Annotated in this window: 14 protein-coding genes; 7 read left to right on the top strand and 7 right to left on the bottom strand. The window is 72.2% G+C overall.

Translation table 11 applies throughout. The features are described from left to right. Positions 1-223 precede the first annotated feature (223 nt). Positions 224-2,191, top strand: coding sequence for an FUSC family protein (locus tag ABZ930_RS04030; RefSeq protein ID WP_361541007.1), 1,968 nt, complete (start codon positions 224-226; stop codon positions 2,189-2,191). Positions 2,192-2,213: 22 nt separating this feature from the next. Here the strand turns inward: ABZ930_RS04030 and ABZ930_RS04025 are convergent, their stop codons facing one another. Next, positions 2,214-2,594: a VOC family protein gene (locus tag ABZ930_RS04025; protein ID WP_361541004.1), complete on the bottom strand. Its 381-nt coding sequence runs from the start codon at positions 2,592-2,594 to the stop codon at positions 2,214-2,216. 259 nt (positions 2,595-2,853) lie between these two features. Between ABZ930_RS04025 and ABZ930_RS04020 the strand changes: the two genes are divergently transcribed. The 3 genes from ABZ930_RS04020 to metG all read left to right on the top strand — a co-directional run bounded on the left by ABZ930_RS04020 (position 2,854) and on the right by metG (position 7,183). Continuing rightward, a complete protein-coding gene (locus tag ABZ930_RS04020) occupies positions 2,854-3,174 on the top strand; it encodes a hypothetical protein (protein WP_361541001.1) in 321 nt (106 codons plus the stop codon). Positions 3,175-3,352: 178 nt separating this feature from the next. Beyond that, positions 3,353-5,482, top strand: a complete 2,130-nt coding sequence (locus ABZ930_RS04015) for a VWA domain-containing protein (protein WP_361540998.1) — start codon at positions 3,353-3,355, stop codon at positions 5,480-5,482. Positions 5,483-5,572: 90 nt separating this feature from the next. After that, the gene (gene metG, locus ABZ930_RS04010; RefSeq protein WP_361540995.1) at positions 5,573-7,183 is read left to right on the top strand and encodes a methionine--tRNA ligase; all 1,611 of its coding nucleotides are present in this window, start codon (positions 5,573-5,575) and stop codon (positions 7,181-7,183) included. A 60-nt stretch (positions 7,184-7,243) separates the two neighbouring features. Here the strand turns inward: metG and ABZ930_RS04005 are convergent, their stop codons facing one another. Next, entirely contained in the window at positions 7,244-7,834 is a 591-nt protein-coding gene (locus ABZ930_RS04005) for a Uma2 family endonuclease (RefSeq protein ID WP_361540992.1), read from the bottom strand. Between the two features lie 204 nt (positions 7,835-8,038). Here ABZ930_RS04005 and ABZ930_RS04000 point away from each other — a divergent pair, with 204 nt between their 5' ends. Then, on the top strand, positions 8,039-9,445 hold the full coding sequence (locus tag ABZ930_RS04000) for an FG-GAP repeat protein (protein WP_361540989.1): 1,407 nt from the start codon (positions 8,039-8,041) through the stop codon (positions 9,443-9,445). Between the two features lie 13 nt (positions 9,446-9,458). On the opposite strand, the gene ABZ930_RS03995 is transcribed toward ABZ930_RS04000, so the two are convergent. From ABZ930_RS03995 to ABZ930_RS03985, 3 genes are read right to left on the bottom strand one after another with little or no spacing between them, the layout of a single operon-like run. Continuing rightward, positions 9,459-10,223 carry a hypothetical protein gene (locus tag ABZ930_RS03995; protein WP_361540986.1) on the bottom strand — a complete coding sequence of 255 codons (765 nt, stop codon included), beginning with the start codon at positions 10,221-10,223 and terminating at the stop codon, positions 9,459-9,461. Continuing rightward, complete coding sequence (locus ABZ930_RS03990; protein ID WP_361540983.1) at positions 10,220-11,656, bottom strand: hypothetical protein; 1,437 nt, start codon at positions 11,654-11,656, stop codon at positions 10,220-10,222. Before ABZ930_RS03990 ends, ABZ930_RS03995 begins: the two co-directional genes overlap by 4 nt. Further along, a complete protein-coding gene (locus tag ABZ930_RS03985; protein ID WP_361540980.1) occupies positions 11,653-12,588 on the bottom strand; it encodes an ABC transporter ATP-binding protein in 936 nt (311 codons plus the stop codon). The genes ABZ930_RS03990 and ABZ930_RS03985 overlap by 4 nt, the downstream gene beginning before the upstream one ends. A gap of 304 nt (positions 12,589-12,892) precedes the next feature. Here ABZ930_RS03985 and ABZ930_RS03980 point away from each other — a divergent pair, with 304 nt between their 5' ends. Then, complete coding sequence (locus ABZ930_RS03980; protein WP_361540977.1) at positions 12,893-14,038, top strand: sensor histidine kinase; 1,146 nt, start codon at positions 12,893-12,895, stop codon at positions 14,036-14,038. Further along, a complete protein-coding gene (locus tag ABZ930_RS03975; RefSeq protein ID WP_361540974.1) occupies positions 14,035-14,706 on the top strand; it encodes a response regulator transcription factor in 672 nt (223 codons plus the stop codon). Before ABZ930_RS03980 ends, ABZ930_RS03975 begins: the two co-directional genes overlap by 4 nt. Here ABZ930_RS03975 and ABZ930_RS03970 read toward each other — a convergent pair. After that, positions 14,698-15,624 carry an intradiol ring-cleavage dioxygenase gene (locus ABZ930_RS03970; protein ID WP_361540971.1) on the bottom strand — a complete coding sequence of 309 codons (927 nt, stop codon included), beginning with the start codon at positions 15,622-15,624 and terminating at the stop codon, positions 14,698-14,700. The two genes, ABZ930_RS03975 and ABZ930_RS03970, sit on opposite strands and share 9 nt — an antisense overlap. A 139-nt stretch (positions 15,625-15,763) precedes the next feature. Continuing rightward, positions 15,764-17,530 carry an aspartate--tRNA ligase gene (gene aspS / locus ABZ930_RS03965; RefSeq protein ID WP_361540969.1) on the bottom strand — a complete coding sequence of 589 codons (1,767 nt, stop codon included), beginning with the start codon at positions 17,528-17,530 and terminating at the stop codon, positions 15,764-15,766. Positions 17,531-17,651 lie beyond the last annotated feature (121 nt).

Below are 17,651 nucleotides of genomic sequence, written 5' to 3'. Positions count from 1 at the left end.
GACGCGAAGGGCCTGAAGCGGGAGAACGCCACCACGGTGCGGATCCCGCTGAAGACCCCGTACGCCCTGTTCGAGGATTTGCTCGCCCAGTCGCGCAGCCTCCCCGATGAGATGCCGCACGAAGTGCGCATCTCAGGGGCGCGGGGAACTGCGCGAGAAGCGGCCACCGGCCCGCAGCCGTACGACAAGCCGGCGATCGGCCCCGCCGCACATAATGATCGGCATGCCACCCCGCATCACCCCGCCCGACTGGCTGGTCAGAACCCTGCGACCGCAGCGGGCCCCCGTCCCCTGGCCCGCCGTGGCACGGGCCTCCGTGGCCCTGGCGCTCCCCCTCGCGGTGGGCCTCGCCACGGACCACGTCACCTACGGCGCCCTCGCCGCGATGGGCGGCCTCTCCGGAGTCATCGGCGACACCGCGGACGCCTACCGGATGCGGATCCTCAACATCGCGGTCCCGCAACTGTTCGGCGCCGTCGGCATCACCCTCGGCTCCGCCGTGTTCGGCCAGGGCTGGCTCGCGGTGGCCGTCGTCACCGCCGTCGCCCTGCTCTCCGGCATGATCTCCACGATCGGCGCCGTCGCCTCCGTCTCGGGCCTGCTCCTGCTGCTGAACTGCGTGGTCGGCGCCGGCCTCCCGATGCCCGGCGACTGGTGGCTGGCGCCGCTGCTGATGACCGGCGGCGGCCTGCTGGTCCTCCTGCTCGCGCTGCTCGCCTGGCCGCTGCGGGCCGGCGCCCCGGAACGCGCCGCCGTCGCGGCCACGTACCGCGGCGTGGCGAACCTCCTGGAGGCCGCCGCCACCGACGGCCTCGCCTACGCCGAGACCCGCATCGCCGTCACCCAGTCCCTGAACCAGGCCTACGACCTGGTCCTCGCCCGCCGCGCCCTCGCCCACGGCCGCAACCCCGAACTGGTCCGCCTGGTCAGTCAGTTGAACGCGGTGACGCCCATCGTGGAGGCCGCGCCCGCCGCCCACCAGTGCGGCATCCCGCTGTCGCCCTCGGTGCCCGCCGCCGTCCGGCACCTCGCCGACACCATCGCCGCGGGCCGCCCGGACGACGTCGCCGCCCTCGACCTGCCCGAACCGGACGGGCCCGCGTCGCGCGCCGTCGACCACGCGCTGCGGCACGCCGCCGAGGTCGCCGCCCGGCGCGGCGACGCCGACTTCACGTACGTCACCGACACCGGGAGCGACGGCGACGACCGCCTCGGCCGTCCGGCCGCCCTGCGGGTCCGGGCCCGCCGCGCGACCCGCAACGTCCTGCTCTCCGCGACCTCCTGGCGGTACGGGCTGCGCCTCGCGCTCTGCATCGGCCTCGCCCAGGCGCTGGTGTCGATCGTGCCGGTGCCGCGTTCGTACTGGGTGGCGCTGACCATCACGTTCGTCATGAAGCCGGACTTCGGGTCGGTGTTCTCGCGGGCCGTGCTGCGCGCGCTCGGCACCGCGGCCGGCCTGCTGCTCGCGGCGGCCGTGCTCTCCCAGGTGCCGATCGGCTGGTGGGACGTGCCGGTGATGATGCTGCTCGCCCCGCTGATCCCCGCGCTCACCCCGCGCGGCTACGGCTTCCAGACCGCCGCCATCACCCCGGTGATCCTGCTGCTGTCCGACATCCTCAACCACCAGGGCACGGCGCTGCTCGGGCCCCGGCTGCTCGACAGCCTGATGGGGTGCGCCATCGCGCTCGTCGCGGGCTATCTGCTGTGGCCGGAGAGCTGGCACACCCGAATCGGCGACCGGCTCGCCGACGCCGTCGCGGACGCGGCCGACTATGTGGAGTGCGCGTTCGGCTCCGCCGGGGATCCCGCCGTACGGGCGCGGATGCGGCGCCGGCTCTACCGGGACCTGTCCGTCGTCCGCGCCGAGTTCCAGCGGGCGCTGACCGAGCCGCCGCCGACGGGGAAGCGGGCGGCTGCGTGGTGGCCGCTGGTCGTCGCCGTCGAGCGGATCGTGGACGCGACGACCGCGGCGCGGGTCCGGGTCCGGCACGGCTTCCCGCCGCCGTCCCCGGCCGAGGTGACCCATGTGGCGGGCCAGTTGCGGGAGTTGGCGCAGGGGCTGCGCAGTTCGGTGGTGCTGTGGGAGGTGCGGGCCGACTTCGGCGCGACCGGATCGCAGGACGGGGTCCTGGAACACGTACGCCAGGAAGTGGCGGCCGCGCGGGCCATCGGCGTCGCCGACGGGCCCTGACGGCGAACGGCCGGTCCGCCGGTCAGCCGGTCGCCGCGCGTTCGGCGGCGCTGCGCAGCACGCAGAACTCGTTGCCCTCGGGATCGGTGAGCACCACCCAGCCCGAGCCGTCCGGCTGCCGGTGGTCGGAGTGGAAGGCCGCCCCGAGCCCGAGCAGCCGGTCCACCTCCTGGTCCCGCGAGGTCTCGGGGCGCAGGCACAGGTGGATCCGGTTCTTGCCCGTCCTGCCCTCGGGCACCTGGTTGAAGTAGAGCGCGGGTCCGCCGGGCAGCAGCACCTGCGTCTCGTGGGCGCCCGGCGCGTCCTCCGGGTCCAGGGGGTTGCCGGTCACGGCGCTCCAGAACCGGGCCAGTTCATAGGCGTCCGCACAGTCGATCGCGACGTTCTGCACCACTGAGACCATGCGCGCGAGCCTCCCCGATCTCGGCGCCGAACGCCACCGGGGGCGCGATCCGCGCCCTCCGGGCCGAAGGTCCCGTCCCCTTCGCGACCATGGTCCGGGACCACTGGCCTGGTCTTTCGTAGGGTTCGGCGGCACCGGGCGCGGCTGTTACACAACGTACGGGTGACCCACACACTGCCGCGTGTCCGGCGTCCTACGTTCGTGAACGCAGCCCCGCACCCGCACCGCCCGACCGACCGACCGACGGAGACCGATCCCCATGCGCGCCACCCGCCACACCCTCCGCACCGCGACCCTCGCCCTCGGCGCCCTCGCCGCCGTGGCCGTCCCCGTCGCGACGGCCGCCGCGGACTCCGTCCCGGCCGGGGCGGGCGAGTTGGCGGCCCGGAGCGGCAACGCCCCTTCCTCCACGGATGGTTACGTCGTCGCGCCGGCCGCCGACGCCACGGTCACCGCCCGGCCCTCGGCGGCTCCGGAGGACACCAGCGGGGCGCTGCTGATCGCCGCGGGGGCCGGGGTCGCCGCGACCGGAGCGGCGAGTCTGGGCTTCGCGCTGTACCGCCGCGACAGCGAGCGCTGACCCGAACCGGGCTGCGCGAGAATCGAGTTCCGCAGATCGCCGGCGATACGGCGAGGTCGATCGGCTCGCCCCTGCCCAAGATCCCCGTCGGCGGCGGCTAACCTTACGTGTCCGCCCTGGCCAGGGGTTCCAGGGAAGCCGGGACCAACTCGACCAATTCATGCGGAAGGTTGCGCACATGGGCATTCTGGATCTGCTGCGGAACGCGTTCGGGCGGTCCCGTAAGAAGGACGACACTGCGGCAGCGCCGGAACCGGAGGCCACACCGGCCCCCGCCGCCGACGCCCCCGCGCCGTCCAAGGAAGCATCGGCCAGGGTCCCCGCCCCGAAGAAGGCCGGCGCGGCCGACGACCTCGTCGCCGCCGCGTTCGACAACGTAACGGTGCCGAAGCCGGCGAGCCCGGTGGGCGACGAACACATCGCCTCCGACACGCCCCCGCAACCGTCAACACCCCCGACCGAGCCGAAGGCTGCCGCCGAGACCCCGACCGAAGCGGCCGCCAAGGCCGAGGCTGCCGCCGAGACTCCGGCCGAGGCGGACGTCCCGGTCGAGCCTGCCGCCGAGACGGACGCCAAGGCCGAGGCTGCTGCCGAGACCCCGGCCGAGGCGGACGCCAAGGTCGAGGCGGAGACCAAGCCCGCCGCCAAGGCTCCGGCCAAGACGGACACCAAGGCCGAGCCTGCCGCCGAGACCCCGGTCAAGGCGGACGCCAAGGCCAAGACTGCCGCCGAGACCCCGGCCGAGACGGACGTCCCGGTCGAGGCTGCCGCCGAGACTCCGGCCGAGGCGGACGCCAAGATCGAGGCGGAGACCGAGACCAAGCCCGCCGCCAAGGCCCCGGTCAAGGCGGACGCCAAAGCCAAGCCCGCGCGGAAGACCAAGGCCCCGGCCGAGACCGAGGCCAAGGCTGAGACCAAGCCCGAACCCGCCGCCGAGACGAAGGCCAAGGCCGAGGCGCCCGCCGTGGTCCCGGCCGAGACGAAGGCCAAGGCCGAGCCCACCGCCGAGGTCACGGTCGAGGCGGCCGCCAAGGCCGAGCCCGCCATCGAGACCCCGGCCACGCCGGAAGCCGCGCAGGAGGCTCCGGCAAAGCCGGAAGCCGAGCCCGAGACCAAGCCGAAGCCCGCCGCCAAGGCCCCCGCCGCGCCGGAGGCTCCCGCCGAGGCCCCGGCAAAGCCGGAAGCCGAGACCGAGACCGAGCCGAAGCCCGCCGCCGAAGCCCCGGCCGAGCCGGAAGCCGAGGCGAAGGCCGAGCCGGAGACCGCCCCCGCGGCACCGGCCAAGGCGAAGGCCGGCGCGAAGGCCAAGCCGGAGAGCGCCGCCAAGACCCCGGCCAAGGCGCGGACCAAGGCCGAAGCCAAGCCGGCGGCGACCCCCGAGGCCCCCGCCGTGGCGGAAGCCGAGACGGACACCAAGGCCCCGGCCGAGGCGAAGGCCGAGGCCAAGACCGAAGCCGCGGCGGAGCCCACCGTCGAGGCACCGGCCGCCAAGCCCGCCGCCAGGACGAGGACCAAGGCCAAGCCCGCCACCAAGGCGAAGGCCGCCGAAGCCGAGCCCAAGGCCCAGCCCGCCGCCGCGGCCGAGCCCACGACCGGTACCGGTACCGACGCCGACGCCGACACCGACACCTCGGCAACCCCGGCCCACCCGGCGACCCGCGTCAAAACCCGCGCCCCGGGTCTCTCGGCCGCCTACAAGGCCGCCGGTGCCGCCCTGAAGAAGAACGGGCTGACCGGGGCCCGGGCCACGGTCTACCTCGTGCTCGACCGGTCCGGGTCGATGCGCCCGTACTACAAGGACGGCTCGGCGGCAGCGCTCGCCGAGCAGACCTTGGCACTCGCCGCGCACCTGGACGAGCGGGAGACCCCGACCGTGCACACGGTGTTCTTCTCCACGGACATCGACGCCACCGGCGACCTCACGCTCGACACGGACGGCCACGACGGCAAGATCGACGAGTGGCACGCGGCGGCCGGCCGGATGGGCCGCACCAGCTACCACCGCGCGATCGAGGAGATCGTCGCCCACCACGAGAAGAGCGCGGACCCGACCACCCCGGCGCTGGTGATCTTCCAGACCGACGGCCCGCCGGACGTGCAGCGCCCGGCGAACGAGGCCCTCGCGAAGGCGTCGAGCCACCCGGTCCACTTCCAGTTCGTCGCGTTCGGCGACCCGGAGTCCAAGGCCTTCGACTACCTGCGCAAGCTGAAGGCCGACAACGCCGGCTGGTTCCCCGCGGGCCAGTCCCCGCTGGAGCTGACCGACACCGAGCTGTACGAGGGCGTCCTGGCCGGCTGGCGCCCGTAGGACCCAGCAGAACCGCTGAACCGGACGGGGGCGGTCCACCCGCTGAAACGCGGGTGAATCGCCCTCCCCCGGGCCAGTAGGATTTCGACCATGGCGGCCACTGGAACCGAGAAGCAGGGTGCGAAGGCGTACTACGTCTCCACCCCGATCTATTACGTAAACGACGCTCCTCACCTGGGCCACGCCTACACGACCGTCGCAGGGGACGTGCTCACGCGCTGGCACCGTCAGCGCGGCGAGAAGGTGTGGTACCTCACCGGCACGGACGAGCACGGTCAGAAGATCATGCGCACCGCCGAGGCGAACGATGTGACGCCTCAGGAGTGGTGCGACAAGCTCGTCGAGGAGGCCTGGAAGCCCCTCTGGGAGCACCTGAACATCGCGAACGACGACTTCATCCGCACGACGGAGAAGCGCCACACGGACCGCGTTCAGGAGTTCGTCCAGGATCTCCACGACAAGGGCGAGATCTACAAGGGCGGCTACGAGGGCCCGTACTGCGTCGGCTGTGAGGAGTACAAGCTCCCCGGCGACCTCATCGAGGACGAGAACGGCACGAAGCTGTGCCCGATCCACAAGAAGCCGGTGGAGATCCTCAAGGAGGAGAACTACTTCTTCAAGCTGAGCGAGTACGGCGACAAGCTCCTCGCCCTCTACGAGGCGAACCCCGACTTCATCCAGCCGGAGTCCGCGCGCAACGAGGTCGTGAACTTCGTCAAGCAGGGCCTCCAGGACCTGTCGATCTCGCGCTCGACGTTCGACTGGGGCGTCCCGGTCCCGTGGGACGACAAGCACGTGATCTACGTGTGGGTCGACGCGCTCCTGAACTACGCGACGGCCGTCGGCTACGGCGCGAACCAGGAGAAGTTCGACGAGACGTTCCCGGCGAACGTGCACCTCGTCGGCAAGGACATCCTCCGCTTCCACGCGGTGATCTGGCCCGCGATGCTGATGGCGCAGGGCCTGCCGGTCCCCGGCAAGGTCGCGGCCAACGGCTGGCTGATGGTCGGCGGCGAGAAGATGTCGAAGTCGAACCTGACGGGCATCAAGCCGCAGGACCTGACCTCGCACTTCGGCGTGGACGCGTACCGCTGGTACTTCCTGCGCGCGATCGCGTTCGGCAGCGACGGCTCGTTCTCCTGGGAGGACTTCACCGCCCGCTACACCTCCGAGCTGGCCAACGACTACGGCAACCTCGCCTCCCGCGTGGCCGCCATGGTCGGCAAGTACTTCGGCGGCGCGCTGCCCGGGGCCACTGCCGCGGGCGACGCCGAGCAGGCGGTCCAGGACGGTCTGGCCAAGGCCGTCGCCGAGGCCGACCGGAAGATCGGCGAGGAGCTGGACTTCCAGGGCGGCATCCTGGCGATCTTCGACTTCGTGAAGCAGGTCAACGGCTACATCACGGAGCAGGAGCCCTGGAAGGTCGCCAAGGACACGTCCGAGGAGGGCCAGGCCCGCCTCGCGACGATCCTCTACACGGCCGCCGAGTCGCTGCGCGCCGTCGCGGTGCTCCTCAACCCGATCATGCCGGAGACCTCGGCCGCGCTCTGGGACTCCCTGGGCGCCGAGCCGTCCCTGGGCGCCCTCGCCGACCAGCGGGTCCAGTCGGCCGGCACCTGGGGCCGGCTGCCCGCCGGTGCCACGGTGACGAAGGGCGCGGTGCTCTTCCCGCGCCTGGAGGAGCCCAAAAAGGACCAGTAGGCACGCATGACTGCGGCCCGGGACCACACGGTCCCGGGCCGCAGTCATGTCAGAACCCGCTCAGCGCGCCCACTCCTTGAGCGGCTCGGTCTCCAACTCGATCCCGACCGGCTCCGGCAGGGTGACCGTCTTGCCGAACGGCACGGTGGTCACCTGCTCGTACCGCACCCCGTCGGGCTGGGAGTGCACCTTGACCTCGCCGGTGTCGCGGTCGATCAGCAGGTAGACGGGGATGCCCGTCTCCGCATACGCCCGGGGCTTGTCGACGCGGTCGCGTTGATTGGTGTCACGGTCGCGCGAGGTCACCTCGACAGCCATGAGGACGCCGTCCGTAGGGGCCCACTCTCCCTGGTCGACGAACTGATCGCTGTCTGCGAGTGAGGCGTCCGGCCGGGCGTTCCCCTGCCGGTAGGTCTCCACCCGTAGGCCCTGCGCGCCGTGCAGCCACAGGTCGGGGCGGGACTGCATGCACACGCGGGTCAGCCACTGAATGATCCGCCCGTGATTACCGTCCGGCACAGCCTTGACCCCCAGCTGTCCCCCGATGAACTCCAGCCTCAACGCCTCGTTCGTCCGTATGGCATGGCGGGCCATCTCCTCGAAGTCGTCCTGGCTCATCACCACAGCGGACCGCTCCTCTACGAGACTCATGACGGCCTGCCCATCCTCGTCAGCGTGGAACAGGTACGCATCCACAGTACGGTCCGCCACTGACAGTGACATCGCGATCACGATGATCACGGTGCACCGGTGCCTACGGTGAACTTCCCGGGAACTGTCCGCCTTCGCCGCACCCCCGCACCCCCGCCCAGCCCTAAGATGCGCGCGTCGAACAAGGGGTGGGAGAGGCTCAGGATGCGCAGATGGGGAGCGGCCGCGCTGGTGGTCGCGGGGATGGTCGGCGGGCTGTTGGTGCCGGCCGGGACGGCGTCGGCGGTGCACGGTGGGGTGCCGGGGGACTTCAACGGGGACGGCTACCGCGACGCCGTGGTGCCCGCGCCGGGCGCGGACGTGTCCGGGCACGAGGCGGCCGGCGCCGTGATCGTGCTGTACGGCTCGAAGTCCGGGCTCTCCGCGGGCCGCCGCGCGACGATCACACAGAACACGTCCGGGGTGCCGGGCCTCGCCGAGGCGTACGACCGGTTCGGCGCGGCCACCGCCACGCTGGACCTCAACCGCGACGGGTACGCCGACCTGGTGGTCACCTCGCCGTACGAGGACACGTCGAAGGGCACCGACGCGGGCACGGTGACGGTCCTGTGGGGCAGCTCGAAGGGCCTGACGACCGCCACGGACCTGCCCACCCCCGCGGGTGCGCCGAACCACTACGGCCTCGACGTCGCGGTGCTCTCCAAGGGCACCGGCACACGGACCAGGCTGGCGATCGCCGGATGGGACGGGACCGTGTACGTCAGCGGGCCGTTCAGCAGGACCGGCAGCCACGGCTCGGTCACGTACAACGACAACACCCCCTCCACCGAGTCCATCGCGCTCGGCGACTTCAACGGCGACGGCACGCCCGACCCCGCCACCGCCACCTCCCGCCTGACGGGCCAGACCGGCGGCGACGTCTACGCGGCGCCCGCGTACGGCAACGAGCTCCAGGGCAACGGCCTCATCGTGGCGAGCGGCGACATCAACGGCGACGGCTACGACGACCTGGTGGCCGGCGACCCCGACGAACCCGAACACGCGGGTACCGACGGCCAGTTGGGCGGCCGGGTCCTTCTCTGGTACGGGTCCGCGCACGGCATCGCGCCCGCCACGGCCCCCGTACAGATCACGCAGAACACCGCCTCGGTGCCCGGCACCAGCGAGCGCGGCGACGCCTTCGGCGGGGCGCTCGCCGTCGCCGACCTGAACCGCGACGGGCTCGCCGACATCGTCGTCGGGTCGCCGTACGAGGATCTGGCGAAGAGCCGCGCCGGAATGGTGACCGTGATCCCCGGCCGCTCCTCCGGTGCGCTCGGCGCCGGGTCGTACGCCTTCGACCAGGACACGGCGGGCGTCCCCGGCACCTCCGAGACGGACGACTTCTTCGGAACGACGGTGGCGGCGGGGGACGTGAACAAGGACGGGAAACCGGAGCTGTTCATCGGCGCGGCGGGCGAGAACAACTCCACGGGTGCGGTCTGGATGCTGCCGGGCGGTACGTCCCGCCCCACGGCCACGGGCAGCAAGATCTTCACCGCGACGGCCCTCGGCCAGAAGCAGAGCTCCAGCACCCTGCTGGGCGGCAACGGTCTGCTGTGGGTGATCTGACCCGAGGAGCCTCTCAGGCGTCCCTCGCGCGCAGCACCCCCCACCCCACCACCAGCGCCGTCCCCGCGTACCCGGCGAGGACGGCCAGGCCCTCGGCCGGTGAGAGGGGTGCCGTGCCGGGGCCCGTCGCCGTCTGTACGGCGAGGCCTGCCGTCATGGGGGACGCCTTCTGGACGGTGTGCAGGACGTGGTCCGGCATCTTGATGACGAGGATCGCCAGGTACGGGCCGTAGAGCAGCGCCAGAGCCGTGCCCACCGCGGCCGCCGCGTGCCGCACGATCAGGGCGATACCGGTGGCGAGCAGCGCGGTCAGCAGGAGGTAGGCCGCCGTGCCGAGGGTCGCCCGCCACACCTCGTACGAGGAAAGAGGGAGTTGGGGCACAGCGGCGAGTGCCTGGCGGCCCGTCGCGAGGGAACCCGTCACCGCCGGGAGCGCGAGCACCCCGACCGTCACCGCCACCAGCAGCGCCTTCGCCGTGAAGACGTGACGGCGGCGCGGGTTGGCCAGCAGCGTCGTGCGCATCGTGCGCGGGTACTCCGACGACACCACGGCCACCGCGACGAGCACGGCCGCCGTCTGCGCGAAGGAGACGCCGGAGAGGGCCAGCGCCGTCGGGTCGAGGGTGCCGGACTCCTCCGGGTGGGCGGTCACGGCAACGAGGAACGTGCAGAGGATCATCGTCAGGGGGAGCGCGGGCAGCGTCCACACCTGGCCTGGGACCGTGCGGAGTTTGGTCCACTCGCCGTGCAGGGCGCGGGCCAGCGGTGTCGTCCTCATACGTCCCGCCGTACGAGCCTGATCCGCGCGGCGGCCAGGGCCACGGCCACGTACAGGCACAGGACCCCGAAGCCCGCCCAGGGGGTGGTGGCGTTGTCGATGAGGTGCCTGGTCTGCTGGATCGCGAGACCGGCCACGGGGGTCGCGCTGCCGATCGCGTCGTCGAGCGTGATGGAGGTGGTCGAGGCCACGATCGGCAGCACCACCACCGTCACGAACATCAGGACGATCGCCGGGACCGTGCGGCGCAGCAGCGCGCCCACGCCCAGGCTGAGGACGGCGGTCAGGGCGAGGAAGGCGGCGCTGCCGACGACCGCGCGGAGGGTGCCGGGATCGGTGAGGGACGGGTTGTCGAAGAGGGGCGGCCGGAAGCCGTTGTCGCGCTGGTAGGAGCGGGCCAGCAGGAACGCCCCCGCCGTGACCGGCAGTGCCACCGCGAAGACGCATCCGCCGAGCACCGCCGCCTTCGCCGCCAGGACCCGGCCGCGGCGCGGGCTCGCGGTGAACGTGGTGCGCAGGGTGCCCGTCCGGTACTCGGACGTGACGAACAGGACGCCGAGGGTGATCACCGCGAGCGCGGCGAGCTGGGTGCCGTCGTCCAGGGACTGCTTGACGAGGTCGACCCCGGGCCCCGCGCCGACCCCGCCCATCCCGAGGCCGCCGAGATCACCGCTGCCGGTGAGGACGAGGGAGCCCGAGGCCGTGCGGTGAAGGGTGCCGGGGGCGGGTTCGGGCATCGGGGGTGCGCCCTGCACGGGCGGCTGCACGATGTCCGTGCGACGCCAGCTTCCTTCCTCCACCGCCATGGTGACGTGGTCGAAGGCCGCCCGGCCGGTCGTCGGCACGGGGTGGGCGGTGGTCTCGGTGGGGCCGGTCCGTTTCTCGACCGCATGCTGCGGCGAGGTGACGAAGACGCCCGCCTCGGCGCCGGTCGCGGGCAGGTCCGCCACGGGCAGGGTGCCGATGGTGTGCCAGGTGCGGCCGTCGGGCGACCAGGAGCCGGTGATACGGGCATCGGCGCGGGTCAGCCGCAGCCAGACGGGCGCCTTGATGTCGGTGTCGGCGGTCAGTTCGTGCTTGCCGTCGGTCATCATGCGCAGGCCGTGTGCGGGCGTCACCATCAGGGCCGCGTAGGAGGATCCGCTGGTGGTGCCGTTCTTGAGCAGCAGGCCCGCCTTGGCCCAGGATTCGCTGTCCCGCTGTGCGGCGACCCGTACGGTGAAGGTGCCGCCCGCACCCGTGGTGGTCCGGTGCGCGAAGGTCAGGCTGTCGAACTTCGTGGGCCCGTCGTAACTGGTGCCGCTGCCGCTCGCCGAGGCGATGGTCATCAGGAGCAGCAGGGCGACCATGGCGGACAGGGCGAAGGCGGTGCTGCGCACGGACCGAAGTTTCGTCCACTCGGCGCGCAGCGCCCGCACGGGACCGGCTCTCATGACGCCTCCCGCGCGGTGAACTCGGCTTCCTGCGCAGTCAGTTCCATGTACGCCTCTTCCAACGTGGCGCGGTGCCGGGCCAGTTCGGAGAACGGTATGGCGTCCGCGCCGAGCAGTTCCGCGACCTTCTGCGCGGGCAGCCCCGTGACGGTGAGGGATTCGGGGCCGTCCGTGACGACCGTGGCCCCGGCGCCGCTGAGCACCATCAGCGCCTCGGCGCGGCGGGACGTCCGCAGGGCGACGCGCTCGCCGGACACCTCGTCGAGCAGGTCGGACACGTTCGTGTCGGCGAGCAGGCGGCCCCGGCCGATCACGAGGAGGTGGTCGGCGGTGTCCTCCAGCTCGCTCATCAGGTGGGAGGAGACCAGCACCGTTCGGCCCTCTGCCGCAAGGGACTTGAGGAAGCGGCGGATCCACTGGACGCCCTCGGGGTCGAGACCGTTGACCGGTTCGTCGAGGATCAGCACGGGCGGGTCGCCGAGCAGCGCGGCCGCGATGCCGAGCCGCTGCCGCATGCCGAGGGAGAAGCCTCCGGTGCGTTTGCGGGCGGCCGGGGTCAGGCCGACCTGGTCGAGCACCAGGTCGACCCGTCGGGCCGGGAGGCCGCTGTAGTGGGCGAGCCAGAGCAGGTGGTCCCGGGCCCGGCGGCCCGGGTGCAGGGCCTCGCTGTCGAGCAGCGCGCCGACCGTGGCGAGGGGTTCCGCCAGTTCCGTGTACGGCTTTCCGCCGATCAGCGCGGTGCCGCTGTCGGGTGCGTCGAGCCCGAGCAGCATCCGCAGCGTCGTCGACTTCCCCGCCCCGTTGGGCCCCACGAATCCGGTCACCCGCCCCGGCGGCACCGTGAAACTCAGCCCGTCCACCGCCACGTCCTGGCCGTACCGCTTGCACAGTCCCCGCGCCTCGACGGCCGGGCTGTCCCTGAATTCCTTCATGAGAGCAAGGTAGAAACCCCGCCCCTCCCCGGCGTCCCACCCCAGCGCGCTTTCCCCTCCGGTCCTCTCCCCCGCCAGGGGGACCCCGGGGAACTTCTTCGTCTGCGGCCCGGTGGGGCTTCTCGCGCAGTTCCCCGCGCCCCTGAGGCAGGCGCTTCGCGCCGCCTCATCAGATGAGATGCCGCACGAAGTGCGCATCTCAGGGGAGCGGAGAACTGCGCGACCAGCCACGACGAGACCCGCACTCGACGACGAACCCCCATCCCGCTCACCCCGGAGGGCCCGGCCGCCGATAATGACCCGCATGAAGGGGACCTCGACCACCCGGAAAGCCCTCTCCCACCCCGACCTCCCCCTGCTGGCGGCGACGACCCTGACCGCCCTGGCCCTGGGAGAGACACTGGCCCCCGGCAGCGGCCCCGCCCCCTCCGAAACCCTGCTCGGCCTGCTCGCCCTGGCCCTCGGCACCACGGTCCCGCTCGCCTTCCTGCGCTCCCAGCCCCTGCTGACAGCCATCACCGTGACCACGGCGACCCTGCTGACCCCCCTCACGTACGGCCGCCTCCCGCTCTCCGGCCTCCCGGCGCTCGCGGCGGTCCTGTACACGGTGGGCCGGCAGTCGACAGGCCGTACCGCGGCGGCGTTCGCTGTCCCGTTCGCCGCCTGCGCGGCGGCCGGGGTCACCCACGGCACGGCCCTGCTGATCGGCGCGGGCGCGACCCTGGTCGCGGGCCACGCCCACCGCACCCGCACCGAGCACGACCACCGCACGGCGGTCGACTGGGCCCACGCCGACACCGCACTCGCGCACGCGACCCTCGGCGAACGGGCCCGAATCGCAAGGGAGTTGCACGACATCGTCGCCCACCACGTGTCGACGATCTCGGTGCAGGCGGAGACGGCCCGCTACACGACACCGGGGCTGCCGCCCGAGGGCGCGGAGAAGTTCCTGGCGATCGGCGACACGGCCCGGCTCGCGCTCACCGAGATGCGCCGCCTGCTGGGCGTCCTGCGCGAGGACGTGCCCGAGGAGGCCGTCCGCGCCAGAGCCCCGCAACCCGGCCTCGACCAGTTGCTGGCCCTCGTCGACGAGGCCCGCGAGACGTCCGGCGGCGCGGTCCGGCTCATCGTGCGCGGCCCGGCGGGACCGCTCGATCCGGGCCTGGAACTGACCGCGTACCGCATCGTCCAGGAGGCCCTGACCAATGCCCGCCGACACGCTCCCGACGCCGCGACGGACGTGGAACTCATCTACGGGGAGAACGAGTTGAGACTCCGGATACGTGACTGCGGCCCCGGCGCGGGCCCGTCCCGCGACGGCGGCCACGGCCTGCTCGGCATGCGGGAGCGCACCGCCGTGGCGGGCGGCACCCTGCACGCGGGTCCGGCCGCGGCCGGCGGTTTCCTGGTGGAGGCGACGCTGCCGGTCCGCGCCCGGGAGACGCGGTGACCGCCCCCGTGCGCATCGTCGTGGTCGACGACCAGGACGTCGTACGCGCCGGATTCGGCGCCCTCCTCGACAGCCGCCCGGACTTCACGGTCGTCGGCAGCGCGAGCGGCGGCGCGGAGGCGGTGCGGGTGTGCCGGGAGGTGGGCCCGGACCTCGTCCTCATGGACGTCCGGATGCCGGGCATGGACGGCATCGAGGCCACCCGCCGCATCACCCGCGAACAGCCCGCCACCCGCGTCGTGATGCTGACGACCTTCGACCTCGACGAGTACGTGTACGACGCGCTCGCGGCCGGTGCCAGCGGCTTCCTGCTCAAGGACATGCAGGCCGAGCGGCTCTTCGAGGCGGTGCGGGTGGTCGCGGCGGGCGAGGCGCTGCTCGCGCCGACCGTCACCCGCCGCCTGATCGCCGAGTTCACCCGGCTGCGCCCGCGCGCGCTTCCCGAACAGGCCCGCGCCGTCGACGCGCTGACCCCGCGCGAGCGCGAGGTGCTGCGGCTGATCGCCGAGGGCCTGTCCAATCAGGAGATCGCGGCGCGGCTCGTGGTCGGCGGGGAGACCGTGAAGACCCACGTCAGCCGGGTACTCGCCAAGCTGGGGGTGCGCGACCGGGCGCAGGCGGTGGTGGCGGCGTACGAGTCGGGGCTCGTCGTGCCCCGGTCAGGCTGACGGAGCGGCGGTGGACGTCACCCAGTCCTGCCCTTCGTGGGTCTCGTCCGGGTCCACCCCGACCGTGATGGACGCGACGACCCCGTGCGCGATGGCGCCCTTCCTGTAGCGCAGCCGCAGGAGTCCGCCGCCGACTCCGCTCTGGTCGTAGATGGTGTCCTCGGTGAGCGTCGTGCGTTCCGTGGTGTTGGTGGCGTAGGGGTCGACCTCGGCGGAGGCGAGGACGGACGTCTCGTCGAAGAAGAACTGGCCGGTGTGGCAGGTGTGGCCGCCCTCGTACCCGGCGTCGGTCATCTTCCCGCCGACGTGCACCTTGGTGTGGATGTGCACGGCGCGGCCCCGGTACCAGCCGGGGAAGACCGTGCGGAAGTCGACGTGGCCGTGGGCGTCGGTGAGCCAGGTGCCGCGCAGGTACCGCTTGTCGTCGGTGGGGTCGGTCTTGCCGGGGCCGCCGCCTCCCGGCGGGCCGGTCGGTGTACCGGTGGGCGCGTCCGTGGGGGATCCGGTGGGAGGTTCGCCGCCGGGGCCACCGGGACCGCCCTGGGAGGCGTCCTCGTAGCCGGAGTAGAGGCCGAGCGCGTCGCAGTGCCAGATGTCGACGGCGGCGTGCTTCAGCGGGCGGCAGGTGTCGCTGTCGATCACCTTGACGCGCAGGACGAGCGGGATGCCGTCCCGGTCCTCGGTGACGTCCCGGCGGATCTTGTCCGCGTCGATGTAGTACGGGCCCTCGGTGGTCTCCGCCGTGAGCCGGTAGCACTCCTCGCGTACGGGCTTCCCGTCCTTGCCGGGCTGGCGGGCATAGGCGACACCGCCGCCGACGGCCACCGCCGCGACCGCCGCGCTGCCGGCGACCACGGCCTGACGTCGCGTCAATTCACCTGTGCGTGAAGGTTTTTGAGGTACCTCGTTGTCCGTCATGGGCGAGGAACCTAGGGACGGGTGCTGTCATTGAGATGGGCGGGGGCTGTGCGTTCCATAAGAGACGGCGGCGGGCGAACGGACGAGGGGCCCGGAACCGTCGGACGGTTCCGGGCCCCTCTCGGGTCCAGCGGTGGTGCTACTTCTTCTCGACCGGCTTGCGCAGCTGGATGTTGAGCTCGCGCAGGCGCGTCTCGTCCAGCTCGGTCGGGGCGCCCATCATCAGGTCCTGCGCGTTGCCGTTCAGCGGGAACGAGATCGTCTCCCGGATGTTCGGCTCGTCCGCGAGGAGCATGACGATGCGGTCGACGCCCGGGGCGATCCCGCCGTGCGGCGGGGCGCCGAAGCGGAACGCGCGGAGCATGCCCGCGAACTCGGCCTCGACCGTCTCGGCCTCGTACCCGGCGATCTCGAACGCCTTGAGCATGATGTCGGGCTCGTGGTTACGGATCGCGCCGGAGGACAGCTCGATGCCGTTGCAGACGATGTCGTACTGCCAGGCCAGAATGTCCAGCGGGTCCTTCTCCTCCAGGTCCTGCATGCCGCCCTGCGGCATGGAGAACGGGTTGTGGGAGAAGTCGATCTTGCCGGTCTCCTCGTCCTTCTCGTACATCGGGAAGTCGACGATCCAGCAGAAGCGGAAGACGCCCTCCTCGAAGTGGCCGGCGCGCTTGGCGGCCTCGACGCGGACGGCGCCCATGATCTTGGAGACCTCGTCGAACTCGCCCGCGCCGAAGAACACGGCGTGACCGGCCTTGAGGCCGAGGCGCTCGGTGAGGACCTTGACGTTCTCCTCGGTGAGGAACTTGGCGATCGGGCCGGCGAAGGCACCGTCCTCGCCGACGCGGATCCAGGCCAGGCCCTTGGCGCCCTGCTCGACCGCGTAGTCACCCAGGCCGTCGAAGAACTTGCGGGACTGCGAGGCGGTGTCCGGCACCGGCAGCGCGCGCACGTGCTTGCCCGCGAACGCCTTGAACTCCGAGCCCTCGAACACGTCGGTGATGTCGACGAGCTCCAGCTTGGCGCGCAGGTCGGGCTTGTCGTTGCCGTACTTCAGCATCGACTCGCGGAACGGGATCCGCGGGAACGGGGAGGTGACCTCGCGGCCGCCGCCGAACTCCGTGAAGATCTCCGTCATGAGCTTCTCGATGGGCTGGAAGACGTCTTCCTGCTCCACGAAGCTCATCTCGACGTCGAGCTGGTAGAACTCGCCCGGCGAGCGGTCGGCGCGCGCGTCCTCGTCGCGGAAGCACGGCGCGATCTGGAAGTAGCGGTCGAAGCCCGAGATCATCAGCAGCTGCTTGAACTGCTGCGGGGCCTGCGGCAGCGCGTAGAACTTGCCGGGGTTCAGGCGGGACGGGACGACGAAGTCGCGGGCGCCCTCGGGGGAGGTCGCGGCGAGGATCGGCGTCGCCATCTCGTTGAAGCCGAGGGCGACCATCTTCGAGCGGATCGAGGCGATGACCGCGCTGCGCAGCATGATGTTCTTGTGCATGCGCTCGCGGCGCAGGTCGAGGAAGCGGTACTCCAGGCGCCGCTCCTCGTTCACGCCGTCGTCCGCGTTGATCGTGAAGGGGATCTGCTGGGCCGCGCCCAGGACCTCGACCTCGGCGGCCTCGATCTCGACCTCGCCGGTGGGCAGCTCGCCGTTGACGTTGTCGGCGCCGCGGGAGACGACCTTGCCGTCCACGCGGACGACGGTCTCCTTGGTGAGCTTGTCGAGGACCTCGGCGGCCTTCGTGCCCGGGCGGGCGACGAGCTGCGTGATGCCGTAGTGGTCGCGCAGATCGATGAAGAGGATGCCGCCCAGGTCTCGGCGATTGTGCAGCCAGCCGCTCAGCCGGACGTCGGAACCGACGTCAGAGGCGCGGAGCTCGCCGCAGGTGTGGGACCTGTACCGATGCATCGTCGTTCATCCAGCCTTTGCGCTTGGGGTTCCCGGGGAGACAACCCGGATCTCCCCCAGCGTACCGGCCCGCCGCCTCCCGACGATCCTGGATATCGGCGCTCCCACCCCTCTCTGGTGG

The organism is Streptomyces sp. NPDC046716 (assembly GCF_040645755.1).
Lineage (GTDB): Bacteria > Actinomycetota > Actinomycetes > Streptomycetales > Streptomycetaceae > Streptomyces.
This window is presented reverse-complemented; position numbering and strand designations above follow the sequence as displayed.

What these genes read in the sequence shown, in the direction of transcription:
- metG (WP_361540995.1), top strand. Translation starts at nt 5,573, where the DNA reads ATGGCGGCCACTGGAACCGAGAAGCAGGGTGCGAAGGCGTACTACGTC.
- ABZ930_RS03970 (WP_361540971.1), bottom strand. Translation starts at nt 15,624, where the DNA reads ATGACGGACAACGAGGTACCTCAAAAACCTTCACGCACAGGTGAATTG.
- ABZ930_RS04005 (WP_361540992.1), bottom strand. Translation starts at nt 7,834, where the DNA reads ATGAGTCTCGTAGAGGAGCGGTCCGCTGTGGTGATGAGCCAGGACGAC.
- ABZ930_RS03990 (WP_361540983.1), bottom strand. Translation starts at nt 11,656, where the DNA reads ATGAGAGCCGGTCCCGTGCGGGCGCTGCGCGCCGAGTGGACGAAACTT.
- ABZ930_RS04000 (WP_361540989.1), top strand. Translation starts at nt 8,039, where the DNA reads ATGCGCAGATGGGGAGCGGCCGCGCTGGTGGTCGCGGGGATGGTCGGC.
- ABZ930_RS03980 (WP_361540977.1), top strand. Translation starts at nt 12,893, where the DNA reads ATGAAGGGGACCTCGACCACCCGGAAAGCCCTCTCCCACCCCGACCTC.
- ABZ930_RS04030 (WP_361541007.1), top strand. Translation starts at nt 224, where the DNA reads ATGCCACCCCGCATCACCCCGCCCGACTGGCTGGTCAGAACCCTGCGA.
- ABZ930_RS04020 (WP_361541001.1), top strand. Translation starts at nt 2,854, where the DNA reads ATGCGCGCCACCCGCCACACCCTCCGCACCGCGACCCTCGCCCTCGGC.
- ABZ930_RS04025 (WP_361541004.1), bottom strand. Translation starts at nt 2,594, where the DNA reads ATGGTCTCAGTGGTGCAGAACGTCGCGATCGACTGTGCGGACGCCTAT.
- ABZ930_RS03995 (WP_361540986.1), bottom strand. Translation starts at nt 10,223, where the DNA reads ATGAGGACGACACCGCTGGCCCGCGCCCTGCACGGCGAGTGGACCAAA.
- aspS (WP_361540969.1), bottom strand. Translation starts at nt 17,530, where the DNA reads ATGCATCGGTACAGGTCCCACACCTGCGGCGAGCTCCGCGCCTCTGAC.
- ABZ930_RS03985 (WP_361540980.1), bottom strand. Translation starts at nt 12,588, where the DNA reads ATGAAGGAATTCAGGGACAGCCCGGCCGTCGAGGCGCGGGGACTGTGC.
- ABZ930_RS04015 (WP_361540998.1), top strand. Translation starts at nt 3,353, where the DNA reads ATGGGCATTCTGGATCTGCTGCGGAACGCGTTCGGGCGGTCCCGTAAG.